At 64.2% G+C, this 23446-nt stretch carries 17 protein-coding genes and 2 riboswitches; of the genes, 8 read left to right on the top strand and 9 right to left on the bottom strand.

Annotation, left to right across the window (positions count from 1 at the left end):
- Positions 1-7: 7 nt before the first annotated feature.
- From VPH41_RS14885 to VPH41_RS14900, 4 genes are all read right to left on the bottom strand, one after another.
- Positions 8-1180 (bottom strand): cell division protein ZipA C-terminal FtsZ-binding domain-containing protein, encoded by a 1173-nt coding sequence (locus VPH41_RS14885; protein WP_328570621.1) that lies wholly within the window; start codon positions 1178-1180, stop codon positions 8-10.
- Positions 1177-4704: a chromosome segregation protein SMC gene (gene smc, locus VPH41_RS14890; protein WP_328570622.1), complete on the bottom strand. Its 3528-nt coding sequence runs from the start codon at positions 4702-4704 to the stop codon at positions 1177-1179. Before smc ends, VPH41_RS14885 begins: the two co-directional genes overlap by 4 nt.
- A gap of 200 nt (positions 4705-4904) precedes the next feature.
- Complete coding sequence (locus VPH41_RS14895; protein WP_287773500.1) at positions 4905-5540, bottom strand: phosphatase PAP2 family protein; 636 nt, start codon at positions 5538-5540, stop codon at positions 4905-4907.
- A gap of 155 nt (positions 5541-5695) precedes the next feature.
- A complete protein-coding gene (locus VPH41_RS14900; RefSeq protein WP_226941412.1) occupies positions 5696-6268 on the bottom strand; it encodes an ATP-dependent Clp protease proteolytic subunit in 573 nt (190 codons plus the stop codon).
- 169 nt (positions 6269-6437) lie between these two features.
- A riboswitch (glycine riboswitch) is annotated at positions 6438-6524 on the top strand.
- Positions 6525-6552: 28 nt separating this feature from the next.
- A riboswitch (glycine riboswitch) is annotated at positions 6553-6658 on the top strand.
- 74 nt (positions 6659-6732) lie between these two features.
- Here VPH41_RS14900 and gcvT point away from each other — a divergent pair.
- The 3 genes from gcvT to gcvP all read left to right on the top strand — a co-directional run bounded on the left by gcvT (position 6733) and on the right by gcvP (position 11307).
- Positions 6733-7854, top strand: a complete 1122-nt coding sequence (gcvT, locus tag VPH41_RS14905) for a glycine cleavage system aminomethyltransferase GcvT (protein ID WP_287773496.1) — start codon at positions 6733-6735, stop codon at positions 7852-7854.
- Between the two features lie 70 nt (positions 7855-7924).
- Entirely contained in the window at positions 7925-8305 is a 381-nt protein-coding gene (gene gcvH, locus VPH41_RS14910; RefSeq protein WP_035818129.1) for a glycine cleavage system protein GcvH, read from the top strand.
- Positions 8306-8406: 101 nt separating this feature from the next.
- Positions 8407-11307: an aminomethyl-transferring glycine dehydrogenase gene (gene gcvP / locus VPH41_RS14915; RefSeq protein WP_328570623.1), complete on the top strand. Its 2901-nt coding sequence runs from the start codon at positions 8407-8409 to the stop codon at positions 11305-11307.
- A gap of 184 nt (positions 11308-11491) precedes the next feature.
- On the opposite strand, the gene VPH41_RS14920 is transcribed toward gcvP, so the two are convergent.
- Positions 11492-11650 (bottom strand): hypothetical protein, encoded by a 159-nt coding sequence (locus VPH41_RS14920; RefSeq protein ID WP_171985004.1) that lies wholly within the window; start codon positions 11648-11650, stop codon positions 11492-11494.
- Between the two features lie 174 nt (positions 11651-11824).
- Here VPH41_RS14920 and VPH41_RS14925 point away from each other — a divergent pair, with 174 nt between their 5' ends.
- The 4 genes from VPH41_RS14925 (at position 11825) to VPH41_RS14940 (ending at position 17133) form a co-directional block, all read left to right on the top strand.
- The gene (locus VPH41_RS14925; protein ID WP_328570624.1) at positions 11825-13042 is read left to right on the top strand and encodes a Bcr/CflA family efflux MFS transporter; all 1218 of its coding nucleotides are present in this window, start codon (positions 11825-11827) and stop codon (positions 13040-13042) included.
- A 22-nt stretch (positions 13043-13064) separates the two neighbouring features.
- Positions 13065-13676, top strand: a complete 612-nt coding sequence (locus VPH41_RS14930) for a TetR/AcrR family transcriptional regulator (RefSeq protein ID WP_328570625.1) — start codon at positions 13065-13067, stop codon at positions 13674-13676.
- 394 nt (positions 13677-14070) lie between these two features.
- Positions 14071-16755 carry a magnesium-translocating P-type ATPase gene (gene mgtA / locus VPH41_RS14935; RefSeq protein WP_328570626.1) on the top strand — a complete coding sequence of 895 codons (2685 nt, stop codon included), beginning with the start codon at positions 14071-14073 and terminating at the stop codon, positions 16753-16755.
- 36 nt (positions 16756-16791) lie between these two features.
- Complete coding sequence (locus VPH41_RS14940; RefSeq protein ID WP_328570627.1) at positions 16792-17133, top strand: hypothetical protein; 342 nt, start codon at positions 16792-16794, stop codon at positions 17131-17133.
- Positions 17134-17166: 33 nt separating this feature from the next.
- On the opposite strand, the gene VPH41_RS14945 is transcribed toward VPH41_RS14940, so the two are convergent.
- Both VPH41_RS14945 and VPH41_RS14950 read right to left on the bottom strand, forming a co-directional pair.
- Positions 17167-17733: an RrF2 family transcriptional regulator gene (locus tag VPH41_RS14945; protein ID WP_328570628.1), complete on the bottom strand. Its 567-nt coding sequence runs from the start codon at positions 17731-17733 to the stop codon at positions 17167-17169.
- Between the two features lie 59 nt (positions 17734-17792).
- The gene (locus tag VPH41_RS14950) at positions 17793-19001 is read right to left on the bottom strand and encodes an NAD(P)/FAD-dependent oxidoreductase (protein ID WP_328570629.1); all 1209 of its coding nucleotides are present in this window, start codon (positions 18999-19001) and stop codon (positions 17793-17795) included.
- A 142-nt stretch (positions 19002-19143) separates the two neighbouring features.
- Between VPH41_RS14950 and VPH41_RS14955 the strand changes: the two genes are divergently transcribed.
- Entirely contained in the window at positions 19144-19836 is a 693-nt protein-coding gene (locus VPH41_RS14955) for a ribonuclease HI family protein (RefSeq protein ID WP_328570630.1), read from the top strand.
- On the opposite strand, the gene VPH41_RS14960 is transcribed toward VPH41_RS14955, so the two are convergent.
- Both VPH41_RS14960 and VPH41_RS14965 read right to left on the bottom strand, forming a co-directional pair.
- Positions 19833-21479, bottom strand: a complete 1647-nt coding sequence (locus VPH41_RS14960; RefSeq protein WP_328570631.1) for a methyl-accepting chemotaxis protein — start codon at positions 21477-21479, stop codon at positions 19833-19835. The genes VPH41_RS14955 and VPH41_RS14960 overlap by 4 nt on opposite strands.
- A gap of 109 nt (positions 21480-21588) precedes the next feature.
- On the bottom strand, positions 21589-23229 hold the full coding sequence (locus tag VPH41_RS14965; protein ID WP_328570632.1) for a methyl-accepting chemotaxis protein: 1641 nt from the start codon (positions 23227-23229) through the stop codon (positions 21589-21591).
- Positions 23230-23446 lie beyond the last annotated feature (217 nt).

Raw genomic sequence — 23446 nt, forward strand, 5'->3', positions numbered from 1 at the left:
GGATTCTTCAGCTAAATAAACGCAGGGCGCGGGTGGAACCGGCCGGAATGTCGGCCGCGTCCATTTCCTGGTAAAACTCTTGCACCTGGCCGGCGATCTCGGCCAGCGCCGCGTCCGACAGGGCCTGGTTGTAATCGTCGACGATGGTGGCGTCGAGGCGGCCCACCAGCGCCTTGGCGCAGGCGACCATGGCGCCGAAACCGTCGCGCGCGGGCGCCACGCAAGGCACGTCCAGCAGCAGGGTCAGGCGGGGCGTCGTTTCCTCGGCCAGGGTGACATTCGTCGACAGCGAGAACAGATAGCTGCCATCGCCGTCCGGCATGACGAAACGGCCATCCGGGCGCACGTCGAAGCCCTGTTTTTCCAGCGCGAACAGCAAGGTGGAAATGGCCCACGGCGCGCCATTCGTGTGCAGGTTGACGCCCAGCTGGGCATCGTGGCCGGCCACAAAGCGGTGCAGATTGCGCGCTTCAGCCATCACTTCCATCATGTCGGGCACTTCCGGCTCGGCGCCGATCTCGTCGGCCACGCCACGCAAACGCGTGACCAGTTCCGAGTATTCCAGTTCATTCAGTGCCGTGCTGCGGCTGGCCAGCTGCACGCCACCCTGCATCTTGGTGTAGACACCGCCATGCGTAATCGGTTCCCAGTCGCCGTTCACATGCAAGCCGATGAAATGCACGGGCTTGTTGCCGACCAGGCGCAGGGTTTGCAGCACGGGCAGGATCTTGTCGCCGCGCACGGGCGCTTCCAGCGACAGGGGCAGCAGGCAATCGATCAGCGGGTCGACCAGGCTGGTCGCCTGCTCGCTGGCCGCGCTGACTTCTTCCTGCACGGGCGCGGCAGGGGCGGCGGCGGGAACGGCTTGCGCCACCGCATCATCCAAGGACGGCTCCGCATGCACGGGAGCGTCGGGCACGGGCGCCGCTGGCGGCGCGCCGAACGACGGTTCGGCCTTGACGGCAGGCGCGGCGTCGAAGCGCGGTTCCTGGCGCACGACGGGTTCCTGGACGTCGGCCACGGGGGCGTCGCCCTCGCGCATCAGCACGTCGTCGTGGTCCGTGGAAAAGGCGCGTTCCACGCTTTTCTTGGCCTTGTATTCCTGCCATTTGTTGTACGAGAAAACACCGACGATAAAGACGCCGCCGGCGCCGAACAAGGTAATTTGTAAGTCTGTCATGCTGCTTGTGCCTCGGTAGCAAAATTTGCGGCGGACTCCATGTCCACCGCCACGATGCGCGATACGCCCTGCTCCTGCATCGTCACACCGATCAATTGATGGGCCATTTCCATCGCAATCTTGTTATGCGAAATGAAAAGGAATTGGGTCTGGTCGGACATGCGCTTGACCATGCGGCAGAAGCGTTCCGTGTTCGAATCGTCCAGCGGTGCATCGACTTCGTCGAGCAGACAGAACGGCGCCGGATTCAGGCGGAACATGGAAAACACCAATGCGGTCGCGGTCAGCGCCTTCTCTCCACCCGATAACAGGTGGATGGTGGCATTTTTCTTGCCGGGAGGCTGCGCCATGACTTGTACACCGGAATCGAGAATCTCGTCGCCCGTCATGGTCAGCCTGGCCTGGCCGCCGCCGAACAGGATGGGGAACAGCTCGGAAAAGTGGTGGTTGACCTTGTCGAACGTGTCTTGCAGCAAGTCGCGCGTTTCCTTGTCGATCTTGTGGATCGCGTCTTCCAGGGTGTTGATCGCTTCCGTCAGGTCGGCATTCTGCGCGTCGAGGAAATTCTTGCGCTCGGAAGCCTGCGCCAGTTCGTCCAGCGCGGCCAGGTTGACGGCGCCCAGCGACGCGATGGCGTTCGTCAGCCGCGTCACTTCGCCCTGCAGATACGATGGACGCATGTCCGGGTGCAGCTTTTCCGTCAGGGCCGCCTCATCGGCGCCCGATTCCAGCAGCTGCTGGGCGAATTGTTCCTGGTTCAGGCGCGCGGCCTGTTCCTTGAGCTGCATTTCCATGATCTTGTCGCGCTGCGGCTGCAGGCTGCGTTCCGACTGCGTGCGCGCATCCTCGGACAGGCGCAGCTGCTGCGTGATCTGGTCCAGTTCATGGCGCGCGTCGGCCAGCGCCCGCTCCTGCGTGGTGCGGCGCTCGAGCAAGTCCTGCAAGCCGTCGGCGGCCGCGCCGCTTTCCAGGTTCGCCAGTTCCAGTTCGCCCGCCTGCAGGCTGGCCGTCACCTGCTGGGCCTGCGTACTGGCCGTGGCGATGTTACGGCGCAATTCCTCGATCTTCGCGCGGTGGGCTTTTTCCGCGTATTCCGTATCCTTGGCGGCCCGCTCCAGGTCGCGCAAGGCTTCGCGCGCTTCGGCCAGGCGTTGTTCCTTCTGCAGGAAGTCCGTATGGCCGTCTTCGTGCGCTTCCTGCAAGTTGCCCAGCTCCATGTCCAGCTGTTCGAATTTTTCTTCCGATTCCAGCTTGGTCTGCATCTGTTCCGCTTCCTGCGCGGCGATTTCGGCCAGGTCGGCGCCGATCTGCGTGCTGCGCTGGTTGAAGCGCGCTTCCACTTCCGACAGTTTCACCACGTCCAGCTGCAAGGTATGCACGGACGAGGTCAGCTGCTGTATGCGCAGGCGCAAGTCGGACAAGTTGCGCGTCAAGGTTCCCACGGCCGCGTCGGCCCGCACGGAACGGGCGCGCGCCTCTTCGGCCAGCAATTGCTGGGCGCGCAACTGCTTGCCGATATTGTCGATTTCCTGCTGGCGGCCCAGCATGCCTTCCTGCTCCGAGTCGGCCGCATAGAAGCGCACGCTGGTAGCCGTGACCACGTGACCGGCCCGCGTGACGAAATAGCCGCCCGGCGGCAATTTCGTCCGCTCGGCCAGCGCTTCGGCCGCGTCTTCCACGGCGTAGGCGTTGTACAGCCAATCCTGCAGCAAGCCGCGCAAGCCCGGATCGTTGAGTTTCAGCAAGTTCAGGAACGGTTTCAAGCCCGCCACTTCCGGCAGGGGCAGCGGCGCCACGGTCGATGGCGCATACAGGGCCAGCTTGGCAGGCGGCGCGTCGGCAAAGAAAGCCTTGGCCCAGTCGATGTTCGACAGTTGCAGGGCCGACGTGCGCTCGCGCAGGATCGATTCCATGGCCGCTTCCCAGCCCGCTTCGATCTGTAGCTTTTGCCACAGGCGCGGCAAAGTGTCGAGCTCGTGCTTTTTCAGCCATGGCTGAACCTTGCCCTGGGTCTGTACCCGTTCCTGCAATTGTTTCAAAGCGGAAAGACGCGCTTCCAGCTGGGCATTGGCAGCCGTTTCGGCATTGACTTGCGCCTGCGCCTCGGCCCGCTCCTGCTCCAGCTTGGGCTGCTGTTCCAGCGCTTCTTCCAGGTAGAAACCCTGCTCTTCCAGGGTTTGCTGCTTTTCTTCCAGTTGCAGTTTCAGGTTTTCCAGGTGACTGCTGTCGGGCAGGCTCAGGCTGTTCTTTTCCTGCTGCAGGCGCTCGCGGCGCGTCAACAGGCTGGCCAGGATGTTCGATGCGTTGCGCTGGTGCGCCGATTCCAGTTCCAGCTGCTGCTGGGCCTGCATAATCCGCGCGCGCGATTCCGTGCTCTTGTTTTGCGCGGCGCGCCAGGCGGCGTCCAGCTCGGGCAATTGCTCGCCCTTCTGTTCGGCCATCATTTGCGACTGTTCCACCTTGGCGGCCAGCTCTTCGAGGTGGAATTCCGCCTCTTCGATCTGTTCCTGGTACTCGACGCCCTGGCTGCTCCACTGGTCGCGCTGGGCCGTCAGGGTGGCCAGTTGCGCCTGCAGGCGCGCGCGAGATTCGATGACGAACTTGATCTGCGCTTCCAGGCTGCCGATTTCCGCATTCGTCTGGTACAGATGGCCTTGCGCCGTATGCAGGCGGTCGCCCACGGCAAAGTGCGCCTGGCGCATCTGTTCCAGGGTCAGTTCCACGTTGCGCAGCTTGGCCGTCTGTTCTTCCAGGTCCGTCTGCGCCTGTTCCACTTCGCGGAAATAGCGCGTCTGCTCGTTTTGCGCCTCGTTCTTGCGCAGCAGCCACAACAGTTTCTGTTTTTCTTCCTGGTCCGCCTGCAAGGCGTGGAAACGGGTGGCGACGGCCGCCTGCGCTTCCAGCTTTTCCAGGTTGGCGTTCAGTTCGCGCAGGATATCTTCCACGCGCAGCAGGTTTTCGCGCGTGTCCTGCAAGCGGTTTTCCGTCTCGCGGCGGCGTTCCTTGTATTTCGACACGCCCGCCGCCTCTTCCAGGAAGACGCGCAATTCTTCGGGGCGCGACTCGATGATGCGCGAAATCATGCCCTGGCCGATGATGGCGTAGGCGCGCGGGCCCAGGCCCGTGCCGAGGAAGATGTCCTGGATGTCGCGCCGGCGCACGGGCTGGCCGTTGATGTAGTAGGTGGAGGTGCCGTCGCGCGTCAGGGTGCGCTTGACGGCGATCTCGGCGTACTGGCCCCACTGGCCGGACGCCTTGCCATCGTTATTGTCGAACACCAGTTCCACGGAAGCGCGGCCGGCAGGCTTGCGGTGCGTGGAGCCGTTGAAAATGACGTCCTGCATGGACTCGCCGCGCAATTCCGACGCTTTCGATTCGCCCAGCACCCAGCGCACGGCGTCGATGATGTTCGACTTGCCGCAGCCATTCGGCCCGACCACGCCCACGAGCTGGCCTGGCACCTGGAAATTGGTGGGATCGACGAAAGACTTAAATCCCGACAACTTGATGGAAGAGAGACGCACGTGTTTTAGAGTTCCTGGCCTATGCTGGCGGTTGTTTTATGGGTGAACCCGGTTCATATTCAGTTCATGGCCGCCAGGGGCGCCATGATCACCATTGCGGCGGCGGCCTGGCCACTCACCGCAGAGAGTGGTTCATCATACCATTTCCTGATGCTTTTCTGGCCAAAAAACAGCAGCATCGAGTGCCGGCCGGCAGCATCTTAACGGGCTGGGCGGCCATCCTGCGCCAGTTTCCAGTCGTCACGGGAAAAAACGCGTTCATGGCCGGACAGCACCATGGCCAGTTTTTGCAGCCACTGCTCGGTCGGCATGGGCTCGGCCTTGAAGCTCAGCGCCACCATCAGCACCAGGCTGGCCAGGGCCAGCGCATGGCTGACGGCAAAATTCACGGCGCCGCGGGCATTCCACATGAAGCCCAGCGCCAGCGCCAGGCCCAGCACGCAGCCGCTGACGGCTTCCGACACGCTGTGCGCATGCACGACCACGCGCGAAATGGCCACCAGCACGGCAAACGCCACGCCCACGAGCACGCCGGCATGGCGCCAGCGCGGCGGGGCCCGCTGCAGCAACACGTACATCAGCACGGGAAACACGGCGCCGGCCCGCATGGCGTGGCCGCTGAAGCCCGTAAAATCGAGCGCGCTGCTGCCCACGCCCCAGCTCATGAAGGCCAGCTTCGACAGCACCACGAGGGCCAGGCCGCCGCCGTACCACAGGCTCCAGCTGAGCACCAGGCGCCACTGGCGCGAGACGAGCAGCCACAGGGCAATCGCCACGCCAGCCGGCCCCATCACGGACATATCGGCCGCAAAAGAAATCCCATTCCACCAAGTCATTGCGCCTGTACTTATTTCATGATCAGCTTGCACTATGCCACGACTCGGCCCTGTTCCGCGCGGCTTTTGCTGTGCTGCAGCGAAGAATTACATTCCATTACAAATTTTCCAGCCCCAACCCACCGGCCCGGCCGCCGCCAGGCCCGCGCCACAGGTCAGATATTCGTCAGGCGCTTGCCCTTGGGCGGCGCAAAGTCGCTGATCGATTCGATCAGCCCCACCTCCAGCGCCTGGTCGGCCGTCAGGTGCAGGTCCGAATACGCATGCACCTGCCACTGCTCTTCCGTCAGGCTGACGTGGCCGCGCAGGATGCGCTCGGTACGCATGTCGTCGGCGCGCAAGCCCTCGACGATGATGCTGAGCGCGTCGGGACGCGAACCGGGCGACGCCGTCGCATGCGACTTGTGCACCATGAAGCGGGCCGTGTCGCTGGCGTGGCGGTGGCGCCCCGCCAGGAACAGGGTGACGGCGATGGACGCGACGGCGCCTGCGTTATAGGTAATGATGTCGAGCGGCAACTTACTGAGGAAGTTGTACAGGCAGATGCCGTCGCTGACGTAGCCGCCATTGGACTGGATCAGGATGTGCGCGGTGGTGAGCTTGTCGTCCGTGATGTCGGCCACGGCGTTGAAGACGCGCCGCACCATATCGCTGTTGACGTCGCCCGAGAGGGTAAAGTAGCCGTGCTGCTCGGTGTTGTTTTGCGTCTCGCTTTGTGTAGTGTTCATGGCAGGCACCCGCAAGAAAGCCAGGATTTCATCATAGCGCATTCCCGCACGGCCAGGCGCCCTTTTGCAGCGGGCCAGCGCCCCTCCCAGCCCCGTAAACCGGGGCTTTTGCTGCAATTTGGCAATGTCTTTTCAGATTGACAGAAACACCCTGCTGGCATATATTCCTCCCACTTGATCGGGAGAGGGCAAACCAGCGTTGCCGCCGAAGGGGCACTACCCAAAAACTCTCAGGCAAAAGGACCGATCAGGCGGACTGAAGCTGTTGCTTTGGCGACACGTTTCAGCTCAACTCTGGAGAGCGGCCGCGGCATATGCCGGCGGCCCACCGAAGGGGCGCACGGGGCAAGCCCCCGTAATCTCTCAGGTACAAAGGACAGGGGGGTCAGTGATCACGCCGGAAAGCCGTGTTTGGCTATTGTGTGTTCTGTTAACTTCCCCTTTACCTTCGTCCCGAGGAATCCATGACGCTCAAAGCGACCCCACTCAACAACGCCCACCGTGCCCTTGGCGCCCGCATGGTCGATTTCGGCGGCTGGGACATGCCCGTCAACTACGGCTCGCAAATCGAAGAACACCATGCCGTGCGCCGCGATGCCGGCATGTTCGACGTGTCCCATATGTGCGTGGTCGATATCGAAGGCCCCAACGTGCGCGCCTTCCTGCGCGGCTTGCTGGCCAATAACGTCGACAAGCTGCAAGTGTCGGGCAAGGCACTGTATTCGTGCATGTTGAATGCCGAAGGCACCGTCATCGATGACCTGATCGTCTACTTCTTCAACGAAAACTGGTTCCGCCTCGTCGTCAACGCGGGCACGGCGGAAAAAGACGTGGCCTGGATGCAGCAGCAAAACAGCAACACCAACAGCGGCCTGACGATCACCGAACGCCGCAATGCCAACAATCCGATGGCCCTGGTAGCCGTGCAAGGCCCGAACGCGCGCGCCAAGGTCTGGCAAGTGCTGCCGCAGACGCAAGCGGCGTCCGAAGCCATCAAGCCATTCAACGTCGTCATCGTCAAGGACACGCCCTTCGGCGAAGTCATGCTGGCGCGCACCGGCTACACGGGCGAAGACGGCTTTGAGATCGGCGTGGCCGCCACCCAGGTGGAAGCGCTGTGGAACGCGCTGGCAGCTGCCGGCGTCAAGCCGGCCGGCCTGGGCGCGCGCGACACCCTGCGCCTGGAAGCGGGCATGAATCTGTACGGCCAGGACATGGATGAAAGCGTCAACCCGCTCGACGCGGGCCTGGCGTGGACCATCGACCTGGTCAGCGAACGCGATTTCATCGGCAAGGCCGCCCTGCTGGCCAAGGGCCAGAACGCGCAATTCGTCGGCCTGATCCTGCGCGAAAAAGGCGGCGTGCTGCGCGCCCATCAAAAAGTCATCATCGCCGGCAGCGCCGCCACGGGCGAAATCACCAGCGGCACCTTCAGCCCGACCATGCAGGAAGCGATTGCCCTGGCGCGCGTGCCGAACGGCGTCGCCGTGGGCGACACTGTGCACGTGGAAATCCGCGGCAAGCAGCTGGCCGCATCCGTCGTCAAGCTGCCTTTCGTGCGTAACGGTAAAATCCTGGCTGCGTAAGCGTATTAGAGCCGCCCGCAAGACCGTACAACCATAATCAATAACGAACACTTACCATCTGGAGCCACACATGAACATTCCTGCAGACCTGAAGTACACCGCTTCCCACGAATGGGTACGCCTTGAAGGCGACGGCACGATCACCGTCGGCATCACCGAGTACGCGCAGGACGCACTGGGCGACATCGTCTTCGTCGAACTGCCAACCGTGGGCAACACCTACGGCGCCGGCGACGACGCCGCCGTGGTGGAATCGGTCAAGGCAGCGAGCGACATCTACGCACCGATCGCCGGCGAAGTCGTGGCCGTCAACGACGACGTAGTCAACTCGCCAGAGTCGATCAACGCCGACGCCTACGCCAACTGGCTGTTCAAGATCAAGCCAGCCGACGTGTCGGCCCTGGACGGCTTGCTCGACGCTGCCGCCTATGGCGCCACCACCAGCGCCTGATCGCGTTTGACTCACGGGCCGCGTTTGCGGCCCGTTTGCTTTTTTCCAGCAGCGCCCGCGCGCCGCCTCCCGGTTTTTCAGTCTTTTTTGGCCTCTATATCATGACCCGCACCAGCCTGACCCAACTCGAAGCACGCGATGCCTTCATCGCCCGCCACATCGGCCCTTCTTCCACCGAACAGCAAGCCATGCTGGCGACCCTCGGCTATCCATCGCGCGCCGCGCTGATCGACGCCCTGGTCCCGGCCAACATCCGCAACAAGGGCGCCCTGCCCCTGGGCGCCTACTCGCAGCCGATGCCGGAACAGGAAGCCCTGTCGCGCCTGAAAGCCATCGCCGGCAAGAACCAGGTGCTCAAGTCCCTGATCGGCCAAGGCTATTACAACACCTTCACGCCAGGCGTCGTACTGCGCAACATCTTTGAAAACCCGGCCTGGTACACGGCCTACACGCCTTACCAGCCAGAGATTTCGCAAGGCCGCCTGGAAGCGATCCTGAACTTCCAGCAAGTGATCACGGACCTCACCGGCATGGGCATCTCGAACGCCTCGATGCTGGACGAAGGCACGGCCGCCGCCGAAGCGATGACCCTGATCCAGCGCGTGGGCAAGTCCAAGTCGAGCGTGCTGTATGTCGCCAACGACGTGCTGCCGCAAACCCTGGAAGTGGTGCAGACGCGCGCCCAGCCGATCGGCATCGAAGTACGCACCTTCGACCCGGCTGAAATCGAATCGCTGGACGCCTGCTTCGGCGTGCTGCTGCAATACCCGGGCGTGAACGGCGTCGTGCGCGACTACCGCGCCGGCGTGGAAAAGCTGCACGCGAATGGCGCCATGGTCATCGTCGCGGCCGACCTGCTGGCCCTGACCATGCTCACGCCTCCGGGCGAATGGGGCGCCGACGTCGTCGTCGGCAACAGCCAGCGCTTCGGCGTGCCGCTCGGTTTCGGCGGCCCGCACGCGGGCTATCTGTCCACGCGCGATGAATTCAAGCGCAATATGTCGGGCCGCCTGGTGGGCGTGACCGTCGACGCGCAAGGCAATAAGGCGTACCGCCTGGCCCTGCAAACGCGCGAACAGCATATCCGCCGCGAAAAAGCGACGTCGAACATCTGCACGGCGCAAGTGCTGCTGGCCGTGATGGCCTCGATGTACGCCGTCTACCACGGCCCTGCCGGCCTGCTGCAGATCGCCCAGCGCGTGCACCGCTTTACGGGTGTGCTGGCCGCCAACCTGAAGACCCTGGGCTATGGCGTCGTCAACGCGAGCTACTTCGACACCCTCACCATCAACGTGGCCGATGCGGCGCAGCTGCATGCGACGGCCATGCACCACGGCGTCAACCTGCGCAAGATCGACAATACCCACGTGGGCGTGTCGCTGGACGAAACCACCACGCGCGACGATATCGCCCTGCTGTGGAAGGTGTTCGCGCACGGCCTGGCCAACGCGCCTGCCGCGCCTGACCTGGACGCCGTCGAAGCAAATGTGACCAGCGCCCTACCGGCGCAGCTGGCGCGCGAGAGCGCCTACCTGACCCACCCCGTCTTCAACAGCTACCACTCGGAACACGAAATGCTGCGCTACCTGCGCAGCCTGGCCGACAAGGACCTGGCGCTGGACCGCACCATGATCCCGCTGGGCTCGTGCACCATGAAGCTGAACGCGACGAGCGAAATGATTCCCGTCACCTGGCCCGAGTTCTCGAACATCCACCCGTTCGCGCCCGATGCGCAAACTGTGGGCTACCGCGAAATGATCGCGCAGCTGGAAGAAATGCTGTGCGCCTTGACGGGCTACGCGGCCGTCTCGCTGCAGCCGAACGCCGGCTCGCAGGGCGAGTACGCGGGTCTGCTGGTGATCAAGGCCTACCACGAGTCGCGCGGCGAAGGCCACCGCAACATCTGCCTGATTCCGTCGTCGGCGCACGGCACCAACCCCGCCTCGGCCAATATGGTCGGCATGCAGGTGGTCGTCACCAGCTGCGACGCCAACGGCAACGTGGATCTGGCCGACCTGAAGGCGAAAGCGGAAAAGCACAGCGCCAACCTGGCCTGCGTGATGGTCACCTACCCGTCCACCCACGGCGTGTTTGAAGAAGGCATCCAGGAACTGTGCGAGATCATCCACTCGCACGGCGGCCAGGTCTACATCGACGGCGCCAACATGAACGCGCTGGTGGGCGTGGCCGCTCCCGGCAGTTTTGGGGGCGACGTGTCGCACCTGAACCTGCACAAGACCTTCTGCATCCCGCACGGCGGCGGAGGACCAGGCGTGGGCCCGATCGGCGTGGGCGCCCACCTGGCGAAGTTCCTGCCGAACCAGCGTTCGTCGGGCTACCAGCGCGACGCCGCCGGCATCGGCGCCGTCAGCGCCGCGCCATTCGGCTCGGCCAGCATCCTGCCGATTTCGTGGATGTACATCGCCATGATGGGCGCGGAAGGCTTGACGGCCGCCACCGAGACGGCGATCCTGGCAGCGAACTACATCGCGCGCCGCCTGGCGCCGCACTACCCCGTGCTGTACTCGGGCCACGACGGCCTGGTCGCCCACGAGTGCATCCTCGACCTGCGCCCGATCACGGACGCCACCGGCATCAGCAACGAAGACGTGGCCAAGCGTTTGATGGACTTCGGCTTCCATGCGCCGACCATGAGCTTCCCCGTGCCGGGCACCCTGATGATCGAGCCGACGGAAAGCGAATCGAAAGTGGAGATCGACCGCTTCATCGACGCCATGATCGCCATCCGCGCGGAAATCGCCAAGGTCGCCAGCGGTGAATTCGACCACGACGACAACCCTTTGAGGAACGCGCCGCACACGGCACAGGTATTGATGTCGGACAACTGGGAACGCAAGTACAGCCGTGAAATCGCGGCCTACCCCGTCGCTTCCCTGCGCCAGCGCAAATACTGGCCGCCGGTCGGCCGCGCCGACAACGTGTACGGCGACCGCAACCTGTTCTGCGGCTGCGCGCCGATCAGTTCATACGAAGAAGAGTAAGCGCCGGGCGCCCGCTCCGGCGGGCATATCGACGACAAGAAGGCAGGCCACGCGGCCTGCCTTTTTTTATGCCGGCACATCCACGTAGGTCGGATTAGCGCGCAAGCGCGTCATCCGACACAGGGTTGGCGCTGATGGCGATGTCGGATGACGCTCCGCTCATCCGACCTACAACGTGACAACGCTACAACGCCAGCAAGGCCGCGCCCGGCAATCCCAGGGCGGTGCCCAGCATCGTCAGCAACACGACATCGCGCCGCTCGCAGCGGGCGCGGTGCGAACTCCAGGCGGCAAACAGCAGGGCCACGGCCACGCCGCTGAGCGAAATACCCACTTCCGTCATGCCGGCTCTCCCCGAGGATGCGGCGCACCCGTCACTATTTCTTTTCTCATCGTCCTCATCCTTTTCAGTTAGCGAGCAACTTATCCACTTACCTACCTATCGGTAGGTAGCCAGTGTACAATAAAAAAGACGGCAGTGTCCATGCCGGTTTTTTGACAACACGAAGGAATCGCAATGCAGCAGAAAACCCCTCTCCCCGCCGCCAGTCTCGGGCTGGCCGCTTCCCTGGCCCTGGTGGCCGTGCTCGGTCCGGCCGGCATCGACATGTACCTCGCTTCGATGCCGGCCATGGCGCGCGAACTGCACACCTCGTATGCGAACGTGCAGCTGAGCCTGACCGTCTTCCTGCTGGCGCTGGGCGGCGGGCAATTGCTGTGCGGCCCCCTGACTGACATGCTGGGCCGGCGCCGTCCGCTGCTGGCCGGCCTCGCCGTCTACATTCTTGCCGCCGCATGGGCGTCGCAGGCGGACCAGCTGAGTATGCTGCTGCTGGCGCGGCTGCTGCAGGGCCTGGGCGCGGCGCTGACCCTGGTGGTCGTGATGAGCATGGTGCGCGACGTGGCCGATGGCGTCAAAGCGGCGCAGCTGTTTGCCCTCCTGATGACCATCGTGGGCCTGGCGCCCGTGCTGGCGCCCGCCGTGGGCGGCTTGCTCGACGCCCATTACGGCTGGCGCGCCGTGATGCTGGCCCTGGCCGCGCTGGGCGCCGTGACCTTGCTCAACAGCGCGCTGTTCCTCCCAGAAACCCTGCCGCTGGCGCGCCGCGTGTCGCCGCGCGGCATGCACCGCACGTATGCGCGCATCGCGCTGGACCGCGCCTTCCTGCTGCCTGCGCTGGCCCTGTCGGCCAGCTTCTTCTTCCTGTTTGCGTACATCGGCGGCGCATCGCTCGTGTACCAGCGCGATTTCAGCCTGTCCGCGGGCAGCTTCGGCCTCGTGTTCGGCGCCACGGGCGTGGCCGTGCTGCTGGGCGCCATGGCCAGCGGCCGCCTGGTGGCGCAGTACGGCGTGGCGCGCCTCTGCGTGGCGGGCAGCATGGCCATGCTGGGCGGCGCCGTGCTGGCCCTGCTGGGCGCATGGGCGGGAGCCGACATCGCCGCCGTCGTGCCGGGCATGTTCGTGGCCCTGTTCGGCCTGGGCATCGCGGAAGCGGCGCTGATGGCCATGGCCATGGGCTCGCAACAACGCGCGCTCGGTTCCACGGCCGCGCTGCTGGGTGCCTTCCAGATGACCTTGTCGTCGCTGGCCACGCCGCTGGCGGCCAGCCTGTCCGAAAGGGGGCCGCTGCCCTGGCTGCTGTTCTTGACCGCGGCCGGCCTGCTGGTATCATGGCTGACCCTGGCAACTGCGCGCGTCCATCCGGCACCCGCCACCAGCCTGGGGGCGCACTGACGCCTCACTCACTATCACCCCAATGATGAAAAAACGCTCGGCCTCGGCCGATAACATCTGTGCCGTCGCCGTCGTGCACTTTTCGGAACATGGCTACGATGCCTCGTCCCTCAGCGACATCGCCGAGCAGGCCGGCATGCGCAAGGCGTCGCTGTATTCGCACTTTGCCGGCAAGGACGCCCTCTTCCTCGACGTGTTTGCCGACGCCCTGGCCGAAGAGCAGGCGTTCATGGATGGCTGCTTTGCCGACGAGGCGGCGCTGCCCGCGCCCGGCGGCCAGCTGGCCGGCGCCCTGTATTGCGACCGCATGGCGCAGCGCTATGCGGATTCGGCCCATCTGCGCTTCTTGCTGCGCACGGCGTATTTGCCGCCCGCCCCCCTGCGCGTGGAAGTGGGCACGGGCTACGAAGCCTTGCTGGCGCAACTGCAGCGCCATTACGTGGCCAGCCTGGGCCGCCTGGCGCCCGCCCTGCCGCTGCAGCGCATCGCACTGTATGCGCAGGCCTACCTGGGCATCGTCGACAGCCTGCACGTGGAGCTGATCTACGCGGGCGGCGCCGCCCTGCAGCAGCGCCATGCGGCGCTGTGGCAGATATTGTCCGATTCGCTGGCGATGACCACGCAACCTGGCTGAGCATGCGGTCTGCCACAGCCACATTACACTTTGGAAACCTAAGATTTCTTCAGTTGACACTCTTGCAGCACGTGCATAAGATGCCCCCATTATTCATTTACGGAGTCCCACGTGGGTACTTGTTCTAGTGACAGTAGCCGATCTTGTATCGGTGATTGCCTCGGCAGCTAAACAGCAAGCAACACGGAACTCCGTTTCCTCCGTGCCTTGCCAAGCAAGGTGCGGTGTCTCGCGCGGCCAGTCTGGCTGCGCGCCTCTCCCCCTCTTTCCGACCGCGACCGGCTACTGACCCGGATTGCCCTCAAGCACCATGGCTGCTCATGGTACGCTTGCGGCACGCAAGTCTTGCCTGCGGCTGCGCCGCCCGTCAACACCTCGTCGTGAAAGGAAGAGCATGAATCTCTTCACCCGTTTGTTCGAATCGTTCCTGCGCAAGCGCCATACGGCCAGCCATTTCCGCCGCCGTGCGATGCCGCTGGAAAACAGCACGGCCCGCCCCGTGCCCGACCACCTGGCGCGCCAGTTGCTGACGGCCGCCCATGAAGACCTGGAAAGCGCCCTGAACCGCCTGCACACGCGCATCGAAGGCTTGCGCGATGCCGAGGCGCAAGTCATCGGCGCGCAGACGGGTCCGAACGAAGTCGAGCACGAAAAGCCGCTGGCCTGGTACCAGCACCTGTGGCTGTGCTACAAGAATCCGTTCAACCTGCTGCTCACCGTACTGGCGATTGTTTCCTACCTGACAGAAGACCCGAAGGCAACCATCGTCATCGGCACCATGGTGATCTTGTCGACCCTGCTGCGCTTCGTGCAGGAAGGCCGCTCGAACCGCGCCGCCGAGCGCCTGAAAGCCATGGTCAGCAATACGGCCACCGTGCTGCGCAATGGCCAGCGCATCGAGCTGCCCATCCGCCAGCTGGTACAAGGCGACATCATCGTGCTGTCCGCCGGCGACATGATTCCCGCCGATTGCCGCTTGCTGTCCGCAAAAGACCTGTTCGTCAGCCAGGCCGCCATGACGGGCGAATCCTTGCCGGTGGAAAAGATGGCCGAACTGGCCGACGCCCATGGCAAGGACCCGATGGAGCTGGCCAATTTGCTGTTCATGGGCACGAACGTGATCTCGGGCGCCGCCACGGCGCTGGTCCTGGCCACGGGCAACCGCACCTATTTCGGCACCATCGCCACGCGCGTGACGGCCACCGAGCGCACGCCCACGGCCTTCGAGGCGGGCGTGAACAGCGTCAGCTGGCTCTTGATCCGCTTTGCCCTCGTGATGGCGCCGCTCGTCTTCCTGATCAATGGCTGGACCAAGGGCGACTGGATGGAAGCGTTCCTGTTCGCCCTGTCCGTGGCAGTGGGCCTGACGCCGGAAATGCTGCCCATGATCGTCACCAGCACCCTGGCCAAGGGCGCCGTGAAACTGTCGAAAAAGAAAGTCGTCGTGAAACGCCTGGATGCCATCCAGAACTTCGGCGCCATGGACGTGCTGTGCACGGACAAGACGGGCACCTTGACGCAAGACAAGATCGTGCTGGAGCGCCACACCGACGTGTTCGGCCAGCAATCCGATGAAGTGCTGCAATTCGCCTACCTGAACAGCCACTACCAGACCGGCTTGAAAAACCTGCTGGACCGCGCCGTGCTCGACCATGTGGAACTGCAGACGGAAATGCAGCTGGCACGCGACTACGTGAAAGTCGATGAAATCCCGTTCGACTTCGTGCGCCGCCGCATGTCCGTCGTCGTCTCCGAGCGCGACGACCACCATGAACTGATCTGCAAGGGTGCCGTCGAGGAAATTCTCGCTGCCTGCAGCCACCTGCGCCTCGGCGGCGTGAGCATTCCGCTCGATGCGGCCCTGCTGGCCAAGGTGCTGGAAACCACGCACGGCCTGAATGCGGAAGGTTTGCGCGTGGTGGCCGTGGCCGTCAAGGAAGTGCCGCCGCACAAGACCGTGTACGGCGTGGCCGATGAAACGGCGCTGACCCTGATCGGCTATGTCGCCTTCCTCGATCCGCCGAAGGAATCGACGGCGCCCGCCCTGCGCGCGCTGGCCGAACATGGCGTGACCGTGAAAGTATTGACGGGAGATAACCACCTCGTGACGGCGAAGATTTGCCGCGAAGTGGGCCTGGCCGTGCATGGCGTGCTGCAAGGCCCGCAGCTGGACGACATGGATGACGCCACCCTGGCCAGGGCGGCCGAGGACAACACCGTGTTTGCCAAGCTCAGCCCGCTGCACAAGGAACGCCTCGTGCGCGCCCTGCGCGGCAACGGCCATATCGTCGGCTTCATGGGCGACGGCATCAACGACGCGCCCGCCCTGCGCGCGGCCGACATCGGCATTTCCGTCGATTCGGCCGTCGATATCGCCAAGGAAGCGGCCGACATCATCCTGCTGGAAAAGAGCCTGATGGTGCTGGAAGAAGGCGTGCTGGAAGGCCGCCGCACCTTCAGCAACATGCTCAAGTACATCCGCATGACGGCCAGCTCGAACTTCGGCAATGTGTTTTCCGTGCTGGTGGCCAGCGCCTTCCTGCCGTTCCTGCCCATGCTGCCGCTGCACCTGCTGGTGCAAAACCTGCTGTATGACGTGTCGCAGATCGCCATTCCGTTCGACAATGTCGACGCTGAACTGATCCAGAAGCCGCTGAGCTGGAACCCGCGCGACATCGGCCGCTTCATGGTGTTCTTCGGTCCCATCAGCTCGATCTTCGACATCAGCACGTTCATCCTGATGTGGCATGTGTTCGGCGCGAATACGCCAGAACAGCAAACCATGTTCCAGTCCGGCTGGTTTGTCGTGGGCTTGCTGACGCAAACCCTGATCGTGCACCTGATCCGCACGCCCAAGCTGCCCTTCATCGACAGCATCGCTTCCGTGCCCCTGCTGGTGGCCACCACTGCCATCATGGCCGTGGGCGTATTCCTGCCGATGGGACCGCTGGCGACCTACTTCAAGCTGCAAGCCTTGCCGTTGGGCTACTTCCCCTGGCTGCTGGGCATCCTCGTGTGCTACACCCTGCTGACGACGTTCATGAAACGCGTGTACCTGCGCAAATTCGGCTGGCAATAGTATGATGGGCCGCTCTTCCTCCTCACAAAGGCACGCATGAGCGGCTCCCCCCTTTCCAAACGCACGCAGGCCCTGCTGCTGTCCGCGCTGGTCTTTCCCGGCAGCGGGCATTTCCTATTGAAACGCAAGGCGCGCGGCTGCCTGTTTGCCGTGCCTGCGCTGATCGCGCTGGTGCTGGTGTTGCGCCAGATCATGGCACGATTGGATCAAATCATGGCACAGATCGACAGCGGCGCGCTGCCCCTCGATGTGCAGCTGATCGTGGAAAAAGTCGACGCCCTGTCCGCCAATGACGGCCCCGCCATGACGGTGGCCGTTTGTGTGCTGGTGGCGTGCTGGATCGGCAGCCTGGTCGATACCGTGCTGCTGAAACCCTGAGATTATTGTGACTTGGCGCCTGGCAAAGGCGTCTCAGCCCGCATCGTCCTTGACGCGGCGCGGCTTCGGTCCGCGCACGGCGGCAATGCGCGCCTCGCTGCGCACCTGCACGCGGCCGCTGAACCAGCCCTGCAAATCCTCGCCAAAGCCGGCCGGCGCCATGCTGCCCACGCCTTGCGCCAGGTCCGCCAGGGTGGTCTTGTCCAGCTCGGCGCGCATGCTTTTCTCGGCGCGCAGCATCAAGGCGTGGATGCCGCACACGCCGCTGGTCATCCAGCCGGGCGGCTCGCCTTCGTACAGGGTGCAGCGGCTGCGGATCTGCTGGCAATCGAACAGCGGTTTCGGACCTTCGATGGCATCCACCACGTCGAGCACGCTGATGTCGCCCGCCGGGCGCGCCAGCTGGTAGCCGCCGCGTATGCCTTCCGACGCCGTCACGATGCCCGCCTTCTCCAGCTTGGGGAAGATTTTTGCCAGGAACGAGACGGAAATGCCCTGCAATTCCGCCAGATCGCGGCTGCTGGCAGGCTCGGCAAGCGGCTGCGCCAGATACAGCAGGCAATGCAAGCCATACTCGGTGCCGCTTCCATAATGTGCCATGATGCCATTCCTCCGTTGCAAAACGGGGACTGTAGCACTCCCCGTTTGCAGCCGCAAGGTTACAGCGACAGCTCGAACGCGGGATCGGCCGCGGCCAGCGCCGCCGCGCTGTCGGCTGGCGGATAGATCACGCGGCCATTGATGGCCACCTTCAAGGCCTTGCCTTCGCTGCCCGTCATCCACACCTTGCGCTCCCAGCCCTGCGTGACGACGGCTCCCCACGCGCCCAGGTCCAGGCACGTCACATAATACGGCTGACGGTAGGGCCGCGTGGCCAGCCCCAGCAGATCGGCCACGGCATTGTCGCCCGAGGAACGTCCGAGGAACATGGCGTGCTGGCAACTCATCAGCGTGTGATTGCCATCGTCGTCCGTGGCCGCGACGGCCGCGTCGCCCGTGGCAAAGACCTTGCCTGCGCCTGGCACGCGCAAGTCGTTCGCCACCCGCAGGCGGCCCGCCGCATCCTTGTTGCCGGGAATCTGCGCCGTCAGCGCGCTGGCCCGCACGCCCGCCGTCCACACCACGGTGGCCGCCTCGATGCGCTCGCCATTGGCCGTCGTCAAGCCTTCCGCATCGATGGCGGCCACGGCTGAACCGAGCCGGCATTCCACGCCCAGCTCCGCCAGCGCCTGCTCGATCACGGGACGCGGTCCCGGCCCCAGGTCGGGACCGATGTCGGGCGCCCGCTCGACGATGATCACCTTGATCTCGGCATCCTGGCCCAGGATGGCGCGCAGGCGGGCCGGCAGCTCGGCCGCCAGCTCGATGCCCGTGAAGCCGCCACCGGCCACGATGACCGTATTGCGCGCAGCCGATGCGGGACGGGCGGCCAGCCCGTGCAGGTGCGCATCGAGCGCCACCGCGTCGTCGCGCTGGTCGGTGCTGAAGGCAAATTCTTGCAGACCCGGAATCTCCGGCCGGAACAGGCTGCTGCCTGCCGCCAGCACCAGGCGGTCATAGGCCAGGGTGGAACGGCTGCCGTCGGCGGCCACGATGTCGACTTCGTCGCTGGCACTGCGGATGGCTTCGACCTTGCCCGCGATGAAGCGCACGCCCGTGTCGTCGAACAGTTGCTGCAGCGGCGCCACCATGCTGGCGGGCGCCGGCTCGTACAGGCGCGGGCGCATCGTCAGCACCGCTTCGGGCGCCACCAGCGCCACTTCGATGTCGCCTGCCGCAACGTTTTCCAGCTTCAGGCGGCGCACGGCAGCCAGGGCACTCCACAATCCGGCAAAGCCGGCACCAATGATCAATACGCGCTGTGTCATGTTTTTTCTCCTTGATTTGATAACACAGACTATATCACTCCGTGTTATGTCGTGCAAGCGGACAACGTAAAATGGCACAGGCCGCCTTGCGGTCCGCGCCGCACTCGCGTAGATTCGCGGCACAACAATTATGGAAAGCACCATGCAAGAGGAGTCGGCAACATTGGAGGCGGCCGCGTTCAAGAGCGAGCGGACCCGGGCGCGCCGGCTGGCGGCGCAGGAAGGCATCAGCAACGACGTGGCGCTGCAGCGCATACTGGAACAGGCGGCCGGCACGCAAGGCCTTGCCGCCCTGCTGGCGTCGCGGGCGCAGGCGCGCGCCGCCGAAGCGCAGCGCAAGGCGCAAAAGATCAGCGACCGCCAGCAAGCGCAAGCGGCCCGGCGCCAGCCGGCGGGTCCCGCTTCGGCGTGGCGCGGCTGGTTCGACGGCTCCGCGCACCCGAATCCGGGCAAGCTGGGCATCGGCGCCCTGCTGCTGGGGCCGAATGGCGAACGCATTGAAGTGAGCGAGGCGGCCGGCTATGGCAACAGCAGCGAAGCGGAATATGCGGCCCTGACGGCCGTGCTGCAGGCGGCACTCGGCGTGCGTCCGCCACCCATGCAGCTGCTGCTGTACGGCGACAGCCAGGTGGTGATCAACGATGTATTGGGAACGACGGCGGCAGGCGCCAGGGGACTGGAAACGCAGAGGGCCACCGTAGTGGCCCTGCTGGAACAATTACACGATGTAACGCTATGCTGGCTGCCGCGCCACCGCAATGGCGAGGCGGACCGGCTGTCGCAGCTGGCGATCGCCGGCTGGGTGGAGGACGATCCTCCACCCCTTGCCATTTAGGCGGCGCGGCCGATCTGCAATGGCTCTTGCGGCGCCTTGGCCGCCGGGCGCTTGCCGCCGCTCACCGCCTTCAAGCCGCCGGCGCCGGCCTGCTGGCCAGTCAATTTGAACACGCTGACCACTTGCGCCAGGTTGTGCGCCTGGTGCTGCATCGATTCGGCGGCGGCCGCCGACTCTTCCACCAGTGCCGCATTTTGCTGCGTGACGGCATCCATCTGGCCGATGGCCCGGTTGATCTCGTCGATGCCCACGCTTTGCTCGCTGCTCGCTGCCGTGATTTCCGTGATGATGTCGCTCACGCGCTGCACGCTGTCGACGATGTCGTTCATGGTCGAACCGGCTTGCGCCACCAGCATGCTGCCCGCGTTGACTTGTTCCACGGACGCGCCGATCAGGGTCTTGATTTCCTTCGCCGCCGAAGCGGAACGCTGGGCCAGGTTGCGTACTTCGGACGCCACGACGGCAAAGCCGCGGCCCTGCTCGCCCGCGCGCGCCGCTTCCACGGCAGCATTCAGGGCCAGGATATTTGTCTGGAACGCGATGCCGTCGATGACACTGATGATGTCGACGATCTTGTTCGACGAGGCATTGATCGATTCCATCGTGCCCACCACTTGCGCCACCACTTCGCCGCCCTTGACGGCCACCTGCGCCGCCGAAGCTGCCAACTGGTTCGCCTGGCGCGCATTGTCCGCATTCTGTTTCACGGTGCTGGTCAGCTCTTCCATCGACGACGCCGTCTCTTCCAGGGAACCGGCCTGCTCTTCCGTGCGGGAAGACAGGTCCTGGTTGCCGGCTGCAATTTCCGTCGACGAGGTCGCGATGCTGTCCGTGCCCGTGCGCACTTCGCTGACGATGTTGAGCAGGCTCGTGTTCATGTCCTTCAGGGCCAGCAGCAGTTGCCCCGTTTCATCCTTGGCGCTGGCGTCGATCTGCGCCGTCAAGTCGCCATCGGCCACCTTGCGGGCGATCTCCACGGCCGTGCGCAGGGGGCGCACGATGCCTGTCGTCAACAGCCAGGCGCAGACGACGCCAAAGCCCAGCGCCAGGGTGGCCAGGGTCAGCAGCAGGTTGCGGCTGGTCTTGGCGACTTCATCGATTTCGCGCGCCGTGGCGTCGATGCTGGCGCGCTGGTGCTGCAGCATGTCATTGACCACTTTCAGGTATTTGGTCGAACCGGGCACGAAGACGCCCTGGAACGCCTTCTCTGCCTCCGCTTCCTGCCCATCCGCCTTCAGCTTCGACACTTGCGCGCGCGAATCGAGGTAGACCTTGCGCTGCTCGCTCACCAGGCGGAACAGTTCCTTTTCTTCCGGGCTGGAAATCAGCGCTTCGATTTTCTTTTGCAGCTCGCCCGATACCACGGACGACTGTTTCGCTTCTTCCGCGAAATACGCGCCCAGGGTCGTGTCGCTGCTGCGCGCAATGGCCGTGGTGCGGCGCACGCCACTGTCGATCTTCGCATACCAGTCGGAAATATAGCGCTCCTTGGCCAGCGGCAGTTCCATCATGCTGCGCGTGGCCATGGCCACGTCATGCAGACGCCACACGCTGATGCCCGTGATCAGCATGGAAAACAGCAAAATCACGGCAAAACCCAGGCCGAGGCGCACACCAATACTGACGTTTCTTAACAAATTCATGTGAATATCCTAAAAAAGCGGAACCAGACTATATAAAAAGGGAACAGCGAAGGGGGGACAGCGGCTGCCCGCGGCAGCCGCGGCAGCATCAGCGGGTGCCGCGGCAGCATCAGCGGGTGCCGATGCGCAAGGCAGTGTGCGGCGCTGCCGGGCGTTTCTGCGCCGGCTTTACGCCATGCACGCCGCCGGCGCCGGCCTGCTGGCCATTGAGTTTGAAGACGCTGACCACTTGCGCCAGGTTGTGCGCCTGGTGCTGCATCGATTCGGCAGCCGCCGCCGACTCTTCCACCAGCGCCGCATTTTGCTGCGTGACGGCATCCATCTGGCCGATAGCCCGGTTGATCTCGTCGATGCCCACGCTTTGCTCGCTGCTGGCCGCCGTGATTTCCGTGATGATGTCGCTCACGCGCTGCACGCTGTCGACGATGTCGTTCATGGTCGAACCGGCTTGGGCCACCAGCATGCTGCCCGCGTTGACCTGTTCGACCGAGGCGCCGATCAGGGTCTTGATTTCCTTCGCCGCGGAAGCGGAACGCTGGGCCAGGTTGCGCACTTCGGACGCCACCACGGCAAAGCCGCGGCCCTGCTCGCCCGCGCGCGCCGCTTCCACGGCCGCATTCAGGGCCAGGATATTCGTCTGGAAGGCGATGCCGTCGATCACACTGATGATGTCGACGATCTTGTTCGACGAGGCATTGATCGATTCCATCGTGCCCACCACCTGCGCCACCACTTCGCCGCCCTTGACGGCTACTTGCGCCGCCGAAGCCGCCAACTGGTTCGCCTGGCGCGCATTGTCCGCATTCTGTTTCACGGTACTGGTCAGCTCTTCCATCGACGACGCCGTTTCTTCCAGCGAACCGGCCTGCTCTTCCGTACGGGAAGACAGGTCCTGATTACCGGCTGCAATCTGCGTCGACGAGGTCGCGATGCTGTCCGTGCCGCTGCGCACTTCGCCGACGATGTTGAGCAGGCTCGTGTTCATGTCCTTCAGGGCCAGCAGCAGTTGCCCCGTTTCATCCCTGGCGCTGGCATCGATCTGCGCCGTCAGGTCGCCATCGGCCACCTTGCGGGCGATCTCCACGGCCGTGCGCAGGGGGCGCACGATGCCCGTCGTCAAGACCCAGGCGCAGACGACGCCAAAGGCCAGCGCCAGCGCCGCCAGCACCAGCATCAGGTTGCGGCTGGTGTTGGCGACGGCGTCGATCTCGCGCGCCGTCGTGTCGATCGTGGCGCGCTGGTGCTCCAGCAAGTCCGAGACCATCTTCTGGTACTTGGCGGCGGCCGGCACGAAGGTCTTTTCAAACACCTCGTTGGCCGCGTCGACCTGCGATTCGCCCTTCAGCTTGTAGACCTGGTCGCGCGAGCCGATGTACACCTTGCGCTGTTCCAGCAAGCCCGCGAACATGGCTTTTTCCTCGGGCTTGTCGATCAAGGCCTCGATCTTCTTTTGCAGCTCGGCCGAGCTGGCCGACGAGACTTTCGATTCTTCGGCGAAATAACCGCTGAGCGAGGTATCGCTGCTGCGGGCAATCGCGATGGTGCGGCGCACGGCGCTGTCGATGCGTCCATACCAGTCGGAAATATAGCGTTCCTTGGCCAGCGGCTGCTCCATCATGACGCGCGTGGCGCTGGCCACGTCGTGCAGGCGCCAGACGCTGATGCCCGTAATGAGCATGGAAAACAGCAAAATCACGGCAAAACCGAGTCCCAGGCGGACACCGATGCTGACGTTGCGTAATACATTCATGTGACTATCCTAAAAACCCGGATGCCGGCGTGGCGGCCGGCCGGCGCTCCCGCTCTGGGCGGGCGCTGGCTGGCTGACGTGGCGAAACGGGCGTAAAAAGTGAAACTGAAGTGAAACTGGCGCACGGTTCGGCTGAACCGTGCGCCAGGAAATGCGCTAGCGTGCGCCTTGCAGAAAAAGCAAACAATGCTTGGGGTCAATTGTTCCCTACAAACAT

The sequence above is a fragment of the Janthinobacterium sp. P210006 genome (assembly GCF_036231885.1).
Taxonomy (GTDB): Bacteria; Pseudomonadota; Gammaproteobacteria; order Burkholderiales; family Burkholderiaceae_D; genus Janthinobacterium; species Janthinobacterium violaceinigrum.

Coding starts and splice junctions, on each gene's coding strand:
- VPH41_RS14885 (WP_328570621.1), bottom strand. CDS start 1,180: ATGACAGACTTACAAATTACCTTGTTCGGCGCCGGCGGCGTCTTTATC.
- VPH41_RS14895 (WP_287773500.1), bottom strand. CDS start 5,540: ATGACTTGGTGGAATGGGATTTCTTTTGCGGCCGATATGTCCGTGATG.
- VPH41_RS14900 (WP_226941412.1), bottom strand. CDS start 6,268: ATGAACACTACACAAAGCGAGACGCAAAACAACACCGAGCAGCACGGC.
- gcvT (WP_287773496.1), top strand. CDS start 6,733: ATGACGCTCAAAGCGACCCCACTCAACAACGCCCACCGTGCCCTTGGC.
- gcvH (WP_035818129.1), top strand. CDS start 7,925: ATGAACATTCCTGCAGACCTGAAGTACACCGCTTCCCACGAATGGGTA.
- gcvP (WP_328570623.1), top strand. CDS start 8,407: ATGACCCGCACCAGCCTGACCCAACTCGAAGCACGCGATGCCTTCATC.
- VPH41_RS14920 (WP_171985004.1), bottom strand. CDS start 11,650: ATGACGGAAGTGGGTATTTCGCTCAGCGGCGTGGCCGTGGCCCTGCTG.
- VPH41_RS14925 (WP_328570624.1), top strand. CDS start 11,825: ATGCAGCAGAAAACCCCTCTCCCCGCCGCCAGTCTCGGGCTGGCCGCT.
- VPH41_RS14930 (WP_328570625.1), top strand. CDS start 13,065: ATGATGAAAAAACGCTCGGCCTCGGCCGATAACATCTGTGCCGTCGCC.
- mgtA (WP_328570626.1), top strand. CDS start 14,071: ATGAATCTCTTCACCCGTTTGTTCGAATCGTTCCTGCGCAAGCGCCAT.
- VPH41_RS14940 (WP_328570627.1), top strand. CDS start 16,792: ATGAGCGGCTCCCCCCTTTCCAAACGCACGCAGGCCCTGCTGCTGTCC.
- VPH41_RS14945 (WP_328570628.1), bottom strand. CDS start 17,733: ATGGCACATTATGGAAGCGGCACCGAGTATGGCTTGCATTGCCTGCTG.
- VPH41_RS14950 (WP_328570629.1), bottom strand. CDS start 19,001: ATGACACAGCGCGTATTGATCATTGGTGCCGGCTTTGCCGGATTGTGG.
- VPH41_RS14955 (WP_328570630.1), top strand. CDS start 19,144: ATGCAAGAGGAGTCGGCAACATTGGAGGCGGCCGCGTTCAAGAGCGAG.
- VPH41_RS14960 (WP_328570631.1), bottom strand. CDS start 21,479: ATGAATTTGTTAAGAAACGTCAGTATTGGTGTGCGCCTCGGCCTGGGT.
- VPH41_RS14965 (WP_328570632.1), bottom strand. CDS start 23,229: ATGAATGTATTACGCAACGTCAGCATCGGTGTCCGCCTGGGACTCGGT.